Origin of the sequence: Pseudomonas sp. PDM15, assembly GCF_014851565.1 — a bacterium.
Lineage (GTDB): Bacteria > Pseudomonadota > Gammaproteobacteria > Pseudomonadales > Pseudomonadaceae > Aquipseudomonas.
Window position 1 is genome coordinate 227,149 of sequence record NZ_JACVAA010000004.1, and the last position, 12,416, is coordinate 239,564.

The following is a 12,416-nucleotide window of genomic DNA, read 5'->3' on the forward strand; positions in this document are numbered from 1 at the left end:
GAGCAGTCCCGACGCCAACGGCGCACACATCCCTTGTTGGATGGGATAACCAACCTTAAACTCGGGGCCGATGCTGCAGAAGAACAATTCGCCTGCCCGGCAAAAACTGGCGCTGAACCAGAACTGGAACTGCTCCTAACATTCACGCTGCTTGTGTCTTGTACAAGCTCGATATCGCAGTCACATGATAATTCTCGTCAGTTCAAAAATCACGCACAAGAACATCCAAGCCTCTCTAGGCAAACCTGAATATAGTTACTTCTTCTTGATGAAGGATTTCTTGCCCGTGCTGGAACGCATTGGGACAGTCATTCAGATCCAAGGTTTGGAAGAAGTAGACGCGCTGCACGCTGATTTCTTGGCTCAAGGCGAGCAGGTGGTGCACCTAAGTGTCAGCCCTCCGCACCAAACTCCATTGAATATTTCCTGCCCAACGGTTTGCCTTTTTGCTTGGGAGTTTGACAGCCTTCCGACTTTGGCATGGGACGCGGATCAGCATAACGATTGGCGCTATGTCTTTTCCAAGATACAGGGAGCGATCTGCACCAGCTGCGAAACTGCTCAGCTCGTTAGCGCGGCGGCTCAAGATGGTTTTCCGGTTATTTCCTTGCCGGCCCCGATTTGGGATCGCTATGCGCACCTGGGATCAAATGAAGGTTGGCCTGCTCTATTGGTAGCGCGGAGCTTCGAGTTCTCCGGCATTGTGATTGATAGTCCGCTCCTTGGGCTTTCAGCGGATGGACTGGTACGAAAGCCTGAGTCAGATATGGCTGAAATACAGCAGCCCCTATCAGATGCACCTGTTGTATCTTCCCCAGTGTTGGCAATGAATCTGAAAAGTGCCTGGCAGCTCAGCTGCGCTTTAGCGAGCGGATGGTGGCGAGAGATTCGTCATATAGATAAAGCAATTGCCCCGGCGAGTGCAACACAAGTGGACGCTGAGGCATTGCAGGCGACAATGGTTTCGCAGGAGATTGTCTACGAGCCGCAACATATTAGCGTTCGCGGAGTGGTCTACTGTACCGTTCTGAACCCTGCAGATGGCCGCAAGAACTGGGTAGATATTGTGACCGCGTTCTGTTGGGCGTTCAAGCGCACTGAAGATGCGACTCTGATTATCAAGATGACTCACCACGATCTTGAATATTATCGCATTGTTCTTATAACTCTGCTCTCACGCTTGGCGCCCTTCAAATGCCGAGTACTGGTACTGCACGGGTTTCTGGAGGATGTGCAGTACCAAGCGCTAATCGACGTTAGTACGTACTACGTCAATGCATCGACGGGCGAAGGACTATGCCTGCCGTTGATGGAGTTTTTGGCGAGCGGAAAACCTGCAATTGCGCCGGCGCATACAGCCATGGCGGATTATCTGAATAGTCAGTTGGCTTTTGTTCTACGAACCAGTTTGGAGCCCGCTTGCTGGCCTCATGATCCTACGGGCATGTTGTTCACTCATAAACATCGTTTGGACTGGCAGTCTCTGATGGAGGCCTTCCGTGACAGTTACGACGTGGCGCTCAGCAAGCCGAATCACTATCAGTGCATGTCACGCGCAGCATATAGTCACATGCGGGATTTCGCTTCGATCTCCCGGGTGGCGGGGCCGCTTGAGAGCTTTCTGAGCGATGTTGCCGCCCGCCATAGCGCTGCCCAGCAGGGGGTGCCTCTATGAAGTTCCTAGTGTACTCAGAGGTGACGGCTGCAACTATTTCCAGCAATTTGGGTTTGCCTGAATATAGTTATTACTTTGTTTTGCGGGATTTTCTACCGATACTTCGGGAGCTAGGTGAAGTTATTGTCGTGGACGACCCGCATAGTGAGGTGGATGCATATTATGCATCGGCTCAGGAGGATGGTGAACAATGTGTGTTTCTCTCCTTCTCCCCGCCCCATAAGACCCCCGTGGGTTTACGCTGTCCAACCTTGCCGGTATTTGCATGGGAGTTTGACACGGTTCCAACGGAGCATTGGCTGGATGAAGTCAACCAGGATTGGCGCAACGTCTTACGTGCTTGTGGGGCAGGGATAACTCACTCGGAACTTACAGTTCAGGCGGTAAAGCGGGTGTTGGGTGATGATTTCCCTATTCTTTCTGTTCCCTCCCCGGTTTGGGATAAATTTTCCACACTGCGCGATAATTCTTCGCACTTCCCAGGCAATTTCTTAATTCGAATATCTTCCGGCATAGTGCTGGATACTCATGATGTTGCCCTTGAGCCATATATGCCTGGGTTGGACGCAGTGGCCAAGGCTGTCGCAAATGCTCGTGCGCCATTTAAGGCGGAAACCGACTCGGTGGAAAAGGCCCCCCTCGCTGAGTCAGCTCCCGTAGAGAGTTCTCTCAGAATCACGCGGCGCTATCTGGGTGCATGGTATTTGCAGGTGCTTCGTGGCTTGCTTCCTTGGCTGCCAGGCCGTCGGCGGAAAATAACAACGGTCGTAAGCTCCGCCACGCTAATCACTGTTGAGTTGGAAAGCGAGCAGGAAAGTCAGCACTTGGAACCGCGAAATCAAGTGGAGCCATATTCTCTGCCGAAGCAAGGCGTAAAACCATCTGCGACGGAATGGGTGCCGGCTCCTTGTCACTTCGAACTAACCGGAGTGGTCTTTACCACACTATTCAATCCCTATGATGGCCGCAAGAACTGGGTTGATATGCTGACTGCGTTTTGTGCCGCATTCAGAGAAAATCCTGATGCCACCTTGGTATTCAAACTTGGACATCGTGAATATCAGGCGGCACTCAACGGAATGCTCATGTGCATTGCCAGGCTGCCAAAGTTCGAATGTCGTGTCCTCTTGGTACATGGCTATCTTGAAAAGGCGGAGTTTGACAATCTGATCGCTGCCAGCACATTTGTCGTCAACGCCTCTCATGGCGAGGGGCAGTGCCTTCCGCTAATGGAGCTGATGTCATGCGGTAAGCCAGCTATTGCTCCCCGCAATTCGGCGATGCTGGACTACATCGATGACGAAGTCGCATTTGTCGTCGATAGCTGGCTGGACGCCACGGCCTGGCCTCATGATCCGCGACTGGCTTACAGAACTTGTCGCCACCAGATCAACTGGAGTTCTTTGGTCGATCAATATCAGGCTGCATATCGCTGCTTTAAGGACAACCCAGAGCGATATCAGGAGATGTCGGCTGCGGCTGTTCGGCGTATGCGCGACCATTGTTCACAGGCCGTCGCCAAGACGCGCCTTCAGCAATTCCTGAATATTGAAGATGTGAGTTCATGAACCAATTCGAGCTATTCCGCCGCCTAGCCGGTTTGCAGGGCGACCCTCGGGACGATGAGACGATCTGGCGCGAGGCCAAGCAGGCCCCAGGCTTTGTCGACTCGCGAAACTGCGGTTTGATCGATGCGGTGCAGAGTGGCTGGTACCAGAGCCAGAGTGACGAGTTGTTCAAGGGCTTTCCCGTCGGCGCGGAAGACTCGGTGCTCGATGTCGGTTGCGGTGCGGGAGGCGCGACTCTGTTCTGCGCCAACCGCGGCGCTGCAGTTACCTTCACTGACGTTGTGGCCGAGAAGATCGAGTCGCTGCGCCAGCGGGTAGCGCGCACGCCGGCGCGCCACTCGGAGGGTTTGGTGGTCGACAGCACCCGACTTCCGCTGGCGGATGCCTGCATGACGCGGGTCATCTCCATGGAGGTGTTGGAGCATGTGGACGATCCCCAGGCCTTCATGTGCGAACTGGCCCGAGTGGGCCAGTCCGGGGCGCTGTACCTGCTTGCCGTGCCGGATCCTGTGGGAGAGCAGATGCAGCGGGGATTCGCTCCTGACTCCTATTTTCAGTCGCCGAATCATATCCATATCTTCGAGCGCGAGCAGTTCGGCCAGCTGGTCCTGAATGCAGGGCTGGAGATAGTCGAGCGCTCGTCTTTCGGCTTCTTCTGGACCGTGTGGATGTTTATGTACTGGGTTCTCGCCAAGCATGCCGGGGCTGAGCTCGAGGGGGCCTCGCACGACATCGTGCAGCCGCCTTATCCGCCGCTGTTGAACGATTGGGCCAAGCTCTGGCAAAACCTGATCCAGATGCCGGAGGCGGCCCCCATGAAACAGGCGCTGGATCAACTGCTGCCCAAGAGCCAAGTGATCATTGCACGTAAGCCCTGAGTCCATGCGCGCCACTAACCGAATCAGCGACATTGAGGTGCTGCGAGCCGTAGCGGTGCTGTTCGTGGTCTTCCAGCATCTGCGCAACCTCTTCCCCTGGCAGATACCTGGCCTCAATGAGCTCTACGGGGTGGCGGGCGGCATGTTCGGCGTCGACCTGTTCTTCGCGGTCTCCGGTTTCGTCATCGCCAGGGATCTGATACCCCGCCTGCTGGCGGCGGGCAGCTTGCCGGAGAAGGGCAGGGTCATGGCCGCTTTCTGGTTGCGGCGAGTCTGGCGCTTGTGGCCGGCTGCATGGCTGTGGCTGGCGCTGATACTGCTGGCAGTGGTGTTCCTGAACGAGAGCGGCGCCTTCGGCACGCTGGCCGCCAATCTGGATGCGACCGTTGCCGGCGTCTTCAACTTCGCCAACATCAGGTTCGCCCAGACCTTCATGCGCAGCGAGTACGGGGCCAGCTTCGTCTACTGGAGCTTGTCGCTGGAGGAGCAGTTCTACTTGCTGTTCCCGTTGCTGATCTTGCTCTTTCGCAAGCATCTCGCCTGGTTGCTCCTGGCCGTTGCGCTGCTGCAGATAGTCACGCCCAGACAGCACCCTTACCTGATGATGTTTCGTACGGATGCCCTGGCGCTGGGCATCTTGCTGGCTATCTGGAGCCAGCGTGCCTCCTGGCAGCTCGCGGCAAAATACCTGGCCCTGCTCGGACGACGTGCATGTCAGCTGATATTCCTGATCAGCGTGGCCGGTATGGCGGTGCTTAGCACGCCGGGTTCGCCGAGCCGATACGCCGTCGGCATCATCGCCATTCTTTCTGCCCTGCTAGTGCTCATCGCCGCGCATGACCGCGATCTGCTACTGCGGCCGGGACGGTCGAAGAGCCTGTTGATGTGGATCGGTGAGCGCTCCTACGCCCTGTACCTCATCCACGTTCCGGCGTTCTTTCTGGTTCGTGAGCTCTTCCATCGCATGGATCCTGGGCAGCCCTTTTCCGCCGGGCTGGCCACTGCCTATGGGGTCAGCGCCTTGCTGGTCTTGCTGGTCGTCACCGAGCTGAACTTCCGCCTGGTCGAGATGCCCCTGCGGCGTTATGGTGCGGGCTTGTCGCAGCGACTGCTTTCCTCCAACCACAGCTCGGACGGCAACCCGATTATCATGCCGCCCGCAACTCGCCATCCTGGATAAGTCTCTACATGCTGGACGCCATCAAACGCCTACTATCCGGTCCTGTGCCTGCGCAGCCTTCCAGTGCCATATCGGTTGCGCCCGCTGCGCCGGTTCTGCCGCCCGATCGCACCGAGGCCTATCTCAGCGGTTGGTTCCGTCGTGACAGCGGAGAGCTGTTCGAAGGCTTCCCCGTGAATGCCGAGGACACCGTGCTCGATATCGGCTGCGGCGACGGTCCCTTTGCCCGCTTCTGTGCCGAGCGTGGCGCAGAGGTGATATTCGCGGACATAGATCCGGCCAAGGTGGCGGCGGTGCAGGCGCTGCTTCAGGACTCCCCGGCACGCGGCGTCGTGCCGCTGGTGACCGATGCCAATCCGATACCGTTGCCGGATGGGCGCGCCAACAAGATAGTGGCCATGGAAGTTCTGGAGCACGTTGCGGACCCTGCGCAGTTCATGCGAGAACTGGTACGTGTTGCCCGTCCGGGAGCGCAGTTCCTGCTCACGGTGCCGGCCCCACTGGGCGAGAGCGTGCAACAGAAGCTGGCGCCGGCCTCCTATTTCGAGCATCCCAACCACATTCGCATCTTCAGCGCTGAGGCCTTTGAGCAACTGGTGCTGGACGCCGGTCTGATCATCGAGCGGCAGACCAGCTACGGCTTCTACTGGAGCATCTGGTGGTGCTTGTTCTGGGCTTGTAAGCAGGATCTTTCGCCGCCCTGGCATCCGTTGCTGGAGAGCTGGAGCCAGACCTGGAGTCAGCTGCTGGCCCTTCCGGATGGCCCGAGAATCAAGCAGGCCCTGGATCAGACCATGCCCAAGAGCCAGGCGATTATCGCGCGCAAGCCTCTGTAAGTAGCCAATCAAGAGAAACGGAAAGCCACATGCTGGCGGGGAACGCACCATGTTCAACCAGTTGAAACGCCTGTTTTCCGTAAGGCAGGTGCCGGAAGGTCCATCGATCGCCGAGGCAACGACGCCTCGTCCTGGAGCCTCGATGATCGGCCTCAAGGATATGGTTCTGAGTGGCTGGATGAACAAGGAAGACGGTGAGCTGATGACCGGCTTCCCTGTTGATGGCAACGATACCGTCCTGGATATCGGTTGTGGCGAGGGCGGCTATGCGCTGTTCAGTGCACGACGCGGTGCTTCCATCATCCTCGCCGACATGGACGCCCCCAAGCTCGAGACCGCGCGTCAGCGCCTGGAGAATCAGGGCGCACGGAGTGTGCAGACGCTGGTGACTGATGCTGCGCCCATTCCGTTGCCCGAAAACAGCGTTAGTCGCGTGGTGGCCATGGAAGTGCTGGAGCACGTGGACGACCCGCAGCAGTTCATCGCCGAGCTGAAGCGCGTCGCCATGCCCGGTGCCCTGCTGCTGCTGACCGTGCCGGATGAACTGAACGAGGGCATCCAGAAGAAGGTGGCGCCTCCGGTCTACTTCGAGAGGCCCAACCATATCCGGATCTTCAAGCGAGGCGAGCTGGCGGATCTGGTGACCGAGGCCGGTCTGGTCATCGAGTGCGAGACCCAGTACGGTTTTTATCACGCACTGTGGTGGTCGTTCTTCTGGGCCTGCGAGAACCAGTCGCTGTCCCCACCATGGCACCCCCTGCTGGAGCAATGGGCCGCCACCTGGGCCACCTTGCTGGAGCTGCCGGACGGGCTGCGGACCAAGCAGGCGCTGGACGAGACGCTACCGAAGAGCCAGGTCATAGTCGCTCGCAAGCCCTGATCGCGATACTTCTTCCAGCAAGGACTACTGGTCATGAACAGACTTCTGGTAACGGGATTGAGTGGCTTCGTCGGAGGCCATCTGCGCCAACGGCTGGCTGGCGGAGATACCGGTTGGACGCTGATCGAGCCGCAGCCCCATGACTTGCTCGATCCCGCGTCGCTGGATCGCTGGCTGGAAAGCGAATGTCCCGATGCGGTCATTCACCTGGCTGGACAGACATTTGTCCCCGAAGCATTCCGGAACCCGCAGCGCACGCTGGAAGTGAATCTGCTGGGAACTCTCAATATCCTCCAGGCCCTGAAGCGACAGGGGTTTACCGGTGCCTTTCTGTATGTCAGCAGTGGCGATGTATATGGCCAGGTGGCCGAAGAGGCGCTACCGATTTCCGAGGGGCTTGTAGCGCATCCCCGGAACCCCTACGCGGTCAGCAAGCTGTCCAGCGAGCTGCTGTGCGAGCAGTGGAGTTATTGTGAGGACTGGCGCATCATGACGGCCCGCCCTTTCAATCATATAGGCCCTGGCCAGGCGGACAGCTTTGTTGTCCCCGGAGTGGCCATGCAGCTGGCTCAGATCAAGCTAGGTCGCCAGGATGCAGTGCTGAACGTCGGCGATATTGATGTAACTCGTGACTTTCTCGATGTTCAGGATGTAATTTCCGCGTACCTGGCTTTGCTGGAGCATGGGCGCAGCGGGCAGACCTATAACGTCTGCTCCGGTGTAGAGCGCTCCGTACGGGAAATGATCGAGCAAATGATCGGCTTGAGCGGGTTGGATGTGGAAATTCGCCAGGACCCTGCCCGTTTCCGCAAAGCAGAACAGCGCCGTGTAGTGGGCTGTGCAAAAAAACTACATAAAGAGACTGGGTGGAATCCCGGCGTTTCAATCACGAAAACCCTGCAGGCCGTGCTGTCTGACTGGGAAGCACGAGTAGTAGAAAAATGACAAAAACTGCTTTGATCACGGGTGTAACTGGCCAGGACGGCGCTTATCTGGCCCGACTACTACTCGATAAGGGATATGAGGTCCACGGCCTGGTGGCCCGTAGAAGCAGCGATACGCGCTGGCGTCTGCGTGAACTGGGCATCGAGGGCCAGATTCGCTATCACGAGGGGGATCTTGCCGATGCCTGCTCGATCCAACGCGCGGTCATCAAGAGCAAGGCGCAGGAAGTCTATAACCTCGGTGCGCAAAGCTTCGTAGGCAGTTCCTGGGATCAGCCCGTTACCACCGGCATAGTCGATGGCCTGGGAGTGACCCACCTGCTCGAAGCCATCCGCCAGTTCAGCCCCGAGGCCCGCTTCTACCAGGCCTCTACCAGCGAGATGTTCGGCCTGATCCAAGCCGAGCGTCAGGATGAGAATACCCCCTTCTATCCGCGCAGCCCCTATGGCGTTGCCAAGCTCTATGGTCACTGGATCACTGTCAACTATCGCGAGAGCTTCAACCTGCATGCCTCCAGCGGCATTCTGTTCAACCACGAATCTCCCCTGCGCGGCATCGAGTTCGTGACCCGCAAGGTCACCGATGCAGTTGCCCGCATCAAGCTCGGCAAGCAGAAAGAGCTGCGCCTGGGCAACATCGACGCCAAGCGCGACTGGGGGTTCGCTGGTGACTACGTGGAAGCCATGTGGCTGATGCTGCAGCAGGATCGCCCCGACGATTATGTGGTCGCGACTGGCATCACCACGACGGTGCGCGACATGTGCAAGCTGGCTTTCGAGCATGTTGGCTTGAACTACGAGGATCATGTTGTCATCGATCCGCAGTTCTTCCGTCCGGCCGAAGTGGACATTCTGCTGGGCAATCCAGACAAGGCGCAGCGCCAGCTCGGCTGGAAGCCCAAGACCAGCCTGAGCGAGCTGATCCAGATGATGGTGGACGCCGACCTGCGCCGTGTCGGCCGGGAGTGAGCCAGTGACCACCATCATCCCCGTCATCATGTCGGGAGGTGCGGGCACTCGCCTGTGGCCGGTCTCCCGTGAAGGTCATCCCAAGCCCTTTATGCGCCTGCCCGACGGTCAGTCACTGTTGGGCAAGACGTACAGCCGCGCAGCCGCCCTGATTCCCCAAGGCGGGGTGATTCTCACCGTGACTAATCGCGAGCATTACTTCGCGAGCAAAGATCATTTCTCCGAGTGCAAGCTGCCGCACCACCGGTCGCATTTCCTTCTCGAGCCGGAGGGGCGCAACACCGCCCCGGCGATAGCTGCGGCGGCCATTGCCGTAGCCAAGGCACATGGCGAGGATGCGATCATGGTGGTCATGGCGGCCGACCACCTGATTGAGGATCTGACTGGTTTCAAGCAGGCCACCGAGCATGCGATTCGGCTGGCCGAACAGGGCCATCTGGTGACCTATGGCATCCGTCCGACGGCTCCCGAGACCGGTTTCGGCTACATCGAATCGGGCCGCGGCCTGGACGAAGAAGGTGGCTGCGAGGTTGCTCGTTTCGTCGAGAAGCCGGACCTGGCTACCGCCGAGGAATACCTGCGCAGTGGCCGCTTCCTGTGGAACTCCGGCATGTTCTGCTTCAGCGTCGGCAGCGTGCTGCGCGAGCTGCGCGAGCACGCGCCAGAGATCGTCCGACTCGCGGATGAGTGTGTCGAGCAGAGCCCTGCTCACGACAGCGCAGGCGTGCTCATGCAGGAGTTGCATGCCGATCTGTTTGCCGAGCTACCGGACATTTCCATCGACTATGCGGTGATGGAGCGCTCGTCCTCGGTTGCCGTGGTGCCAGCCGTTTTCGATTGGAGCGATATTGGCTCCTGGAGCGCGCTCTCCCGCCTGGTGCCGGAAGACGCCCAGCGCAACCGTGTCCAGGGCGATGCGATACTTGTCGATACCCGCAACACCTTCGTGCTGGGTGAGAGCCGCCTGGTCGCGACCGTGGGGGTCGATGACCTGATCGTCGTCGATACGGCCGATGCCATTCTGGTCGCTCATGCCGACCGGGCCCAGGAAGTACGCCAAGTCGCCAAGCAGCTCAAGCTGCAGAACCATGACGCCTATCGCCTGCATCGTACCGTGGCTCGTCCCTGGGGTACCTATACCGTCCTCGAGGAAGGCCCTCGCTTTAAGATCAAGCGCATCGTGGTCAAGCCAGGCGCTTCCTTGTCTCTGCAGATGCATCACCATCGCAGCGAACACTGGATCGTCGTGCAGGGCATGGCCAAGGTCATCAACGGCGGTGACGAGCCGCGCATGATCAACACCAACGAGTCGACCTTCATCCCGGCAGGGCATAAGCATCGCCTGGAGAACCCGGGGGTTATCGATCTGGTGATGATCGAGGTACAGAGCGGCGAATATCTCGGCGAAGACGATATCGTCCGTTTCGACGACAAGTACGGTAGGGCAGGCTGTTGATGTTGTTGTCACTTCCCCGCGCTGCCTGGCAGTTCCGAGGCTTCATTCTAGGCAGCGTGAAAAGGGAGTTTCAGGCGCGCTATCAGAACTCGCTCTTGGGGGCGCTGTGGACCATCATCAATCCGCTTGCCATGATTTTGGTATACACGCTGGTTTTCTCGCAGTTGATGAAGGCGCGCTTGCCTGGCGTCGATAATGGATTGGCATACGGCATCTACCTTTGCTCCGGTGTGCTGACATGGGGCCTTTTCGCGGAGATGCTCGGCAAAGGTCAGTCGATGTTCCTGGAGCATGCGCGGCTGCTGAAGAAGCTCAGCTTTCCGCGAATCTGCCTGCCGATTGTGGTGTTGTTCAATGCCTTGCTGAACTTCACCATCATCTTCGGGTTGTTCATCGGATTTCTCCTGCTTACTGATAACTTCCCTGGCTGGGTTGTCCTTGGGGTTATTCCGGTACTGGCCATTCAGATTCTGCTCGCCCTCGGGCTCGGTATCAGCCTGGGCGTACTGAATGTCTTCTTCCGCGACGTTGGTCATCTAACAGGAGTAGTGCTGCAGTTCTGGTTCTGGTTCACGCCAATTGTTTACCCCGTATCGGTGTTGCCAGAAAAGTTGCAGGCGTTAGTCCAGCTGAATCCGATGGCGCAGCTGGCCGGAGCGTATCAAGGTGTTTTCATCCATGGGCAGTGGCCATCGTGGCAGAGTTTCTGGCCCAGCGCTGTCTTGGCGCTGCTGTTTTGCATGATGGCTTTAGCCTTGTTTCGCAAGCGTGCTGGTGAGATGGTGGATGAGCTCTGATGGGCGAGATAGTTATTGATGGTGTAGGCAAAGCCTATAAGCAATACCCCACCCGCTGGGCTCGTCTGCGTGAGTGGATCACGCCGTTTTCCCGCCCTCGACACAGCCTCAAGTGGGTGTTGCAGGACATCAGCTTCCACGTCCGTCCGGGAGAGGCTGTAGGTGTCATTGGTGTCAACGGGGCGGGCAAGAGCACACTGCTCAAAATGATTACTGGCACCACCCAGGCGACCACCGGGCGGATAGCAGTTACCGGGAACGTCGCCGCGCTGCTCGAGTTGGGCATGGGTTTTCACCCCGAGTTTACCGGCCGACAGAATGTCTTTATGGCCGGACAGTTGCTGGGGTTGACTGTCGACGAGCTTAACCGGCTGATGCCCGAGATCGAGGCGTTTGCCGAGATTGGCGACTATATCGACCAGCAGGTGCGTACCTATTCCAGTGGCATGCAGATGCGCCTGGCGTTCAGCGTGGCTACTGCGCGGCGTCCAGATGTTCTGATCGTTGACGAGGCGCTTTCTGTTGGCGACGCCTATTTCCAGCACAAGAGTTCTGATCGTATTCGCGAGTTCCGCAAGGCCGGTACGACACTGCTGATTGTTTCTCATAGTAGAGATGCCATTCAGTCCATTTGCGACCGAGCCATATTGCTGGATCGAGGGCGTATGGCTCTGGAAGGGTCGCCGGAAGAAGTCATGGATTTCTATAGTGCAATGCTTGCGGAGCGCGCGCTGGATACCATCCGGCAGGAGCGTCTGCCAGGCGGTAAAGTGAGGACTATTTCCGGCACTAGTGAGGCCGAAGTAATAGATATCGCGCTTATTAACGCCAAGGGACAGCGCATAGAGCTTCTCGATGTCGGTATGGCGGTTACTTTAGAAATTCGCGTTGCTATCAATGTAGATATTCCACGGCTGATTCTCGGTTTTCTGATTAAGGATCGTCTGGGGCAGGCTATCTACGGTATCAATACACACCGTATCAACCAGGCGTTGGAGGATCTTAGATCTGGAGATGAGGTGGTATTTCGCTATACATTTTCAGCCAACATTGGCAAAGGTAACTACTCCATCGCAACTAGTTTGTCGCGTTTCGACTCGCATATAGATACCAATTACGAGTGGCGCGATTTCGCCTTGATTTTTCATGTGGTCAATACTCGTAAGCCTGATTTTGTAGGCAGCGCCTCCTTGGATGCGGTGTTACAGATTGATCGTATAGCCAAGGATTGAG

General features: G+C 57.7%; 11 protein-coding genes. All 11 read left to right on the forward strand.

Annotated features, from left to right (window positions below; genetic code table 11):
* The first annotated feature begins 184 nt into the window (after nt 1–184).
* Genes IB232_RS12505 through IB232_RS12555 form a run of 11 tightly spaced genes read left to right on the forward strand, consistent with a single transcriptional unit; the run spans nt 185 to nt 12,415 of the window.
* Complete coding sequence (locus IB232_RS12505) at nt 185–1,675, forward strand: glycosyltransferase (protein ID WP_192398958.1); 1,491 nt, start codon at nt 185–187, stop codon at nt 1,673–1,675.
* Nucleotides 1,672–3,243, forward strand: a complete 1,572-nt coding sequence (locus IB232_RS12510) for a glycosyltransferase (protein WP_192398959.1) — start codon at nt 1,672–1,674, stop codon at nt 3,241–3,243. The genes IB232_RS12505 and IB232_RS12510 overlap by 4 nt, the downstream gene beginning before the upstream one ends.
* Nucleotides 3,240–4,121 (forward strand): class I SAM-dependent methyltransferase, encoded by an 882-nt coding sequence (locus IB232_RS12515; RefSeq protein ID WP_192398960.1) that lies wholly within the window; start codon nt 3,240–3,242, stop codon nt 4,119–4,121. Before IB232_RS12510 ends, IB232_RS12515 begins: the two co-directional genes overlap by 4 nt.
* Nucleotides 4,122–4,125: 4 nt before the next feature.
* Nucleotides 4,126–5,301, forward strand: coding sequence for an acyltransferase family protein (locus IB232_RS12520; RefSeq protein ID WP_192398961.1), 1,176 nt, complete (start codon nt 4,126–4,128; stop codon nt 5,299–5,301).
* Between the two features lie 8 nt (nt 5,302–5,309).
* Nucleotides 5,310–6,137: a class I SAM-dependent methyltransferase gene (locus tag IB232_RS12525; protein WP_192398962.1), complete on the forward strand. Its 828-nt coding sequence runs from the start codon at nt 5,310–5,312 to the stop codon at nt 6,135–6,137.
* 49 nt (nt 6,138–6,186) lie between these two features.
* Nucleotides 6,187–7,017, forward strand: coding sequence for a class I SAM-dependent methyltransferase (locus IB232_RS12530; protein WP_192398963.1), 831 nt, complete (start codon nt 6,187–6,189; stop codon nt 7,015–7,017).
* Between the two features lie 33 nt (nt 7,018–7,050).
* Nucleotides 7,051–7,962, forward strand: coding sequence for a GDP-mannose 4,6-dehydratase (locus IB232_RS12535; protein WP_192398964.1), 912 nt, complete (start codon nt 7,051–7,053; stop codon nt 7,960–7,962).
* Entirely contained in the window at nt 7,959–8,930 is a 972-nt protein-coding gene (gene gmd, locus IB232_RS12540) for a GDP-mannose 4,6-dehydratase (protein ID WP_192398965.1), read from the forward strand. The genes IB232_RS12535 and gmd overlap by 4 nt, the downstream gene beginning before the upstream one ends.
* A gap of 28 nt (nt 8,931–8,958) precedes the next feature.
* Complete coding sequence (locus IB232_RS12545) at nt 8,959–10,386, forward strand: mannose-1-phosphate guanylyltransferase/mannose-6-phosphate isomerase (protein ID WP_192399351.1); 1,428 nt, start codon at nt 8,959–8,961, stop codon at nt 10,384–10,386.
* Complete coding sequence (locus IB232_RS12550; protein WP_192398966.1) at nt 10,386–11,183, forward strand: ABC transporter permease; 798 nt, start codon at nt 10,386–10,388, stop codon at nt 11,181–11,183. Before IB232_RS12545 ends, IB232_RS12550 begins: the two co-directional genes overlap by 1 nt.
* Nucleotides 11,183–12,415, forward strand: a complete 1,233-nt coding sequence (locus IB232_RS12555; RefSeq protein ID WP_192398967.1) for an ABC transporter ATP-binding protein — start codon at nt 11,183–11,185, stop codon at nt 12,413–12,415. Before IB232_RS12550 ends, IB232_RS12555 begins: the two co-directional genes overlap by 1 nt.
* The last annotated feature ends 1 nt before the right edge of the window (nt 12,416 follow it).

Coding starts and splice junctions, on each gene's coding strand:
- IB232_RS12505 (WP_192398958.1), top strand. CDS start 185: ATGATAATTCTCGTCAGTTCAAAAATCACGCACAAGAACATCCAAGCC.
- IB232_RS12510 (WP_192398959.1), top strand. CDS start 1,672: ATGAAGTTCCTAGTGTACTCAGAGGTGACGGCTGCAACTATTTCCAGC.
- IB232_RS12515 (WP_192398960.1), top strand. CDS start 3,240: ATGAACCAATTCGAGCTATTCCGCCGCCTAGCCGGTTTGCAGGGCGAC.
- IB232_RS12520 (WP_192398961.1), top strand. CDS start 4,126: ATGCGCGCCACTAACCGAATCAGCGACATTGAGGTGCTGCGAGCCGTA.
- IB232_RS12525 (WP_192398962.1), top strand. CDS start 5,310: ATGCTGGACGCCATCAAACGCCTACTATCCGGTCCTGTGCCTGCGCAG.
- IB232_RS12530 (WP_192398963.1), top strand. CDS start 6,187: ATGTTCAACCAGTTGAAACGCCTGTTTTCCGTAAGGCAGGTGCCGGAA.
- IB232_RS12535 (WP_192398964.1), top strand. CDS start 7,051: ATGAACAGACTTCTGGTAACGGGATTGAGTGGCTTCGTCGGAGGCCAT.
- gmd (WP_192398965.1), top strand. CDS start 7,959: ATGACAAAAACTGCTTTGATCACGGGTGTAACTGGCCAGGACGGCGCT.
- IB232_RS12545 (WP_192399351.1), top strand. CDS start 8,959: ATGTCGGGAGGTGCGGGCACTCGCCTGTGGCCGGTCTCCCGTGAAGGT.
- IB232_RS12550 (WP_192398966.1), top strand. CDS start 10,386: ATGTTGTTGTCACTTCCCCGCGCTGCCTGGCAGTTCCGAGGCTTCATT.
- IB232_RS12555 (WP_192398967.1), top strand. CDS start 11,183: ATGGGCGAGATAGTTATTGATGGTGTAGGCAAAGCCTATAAGCAATAC.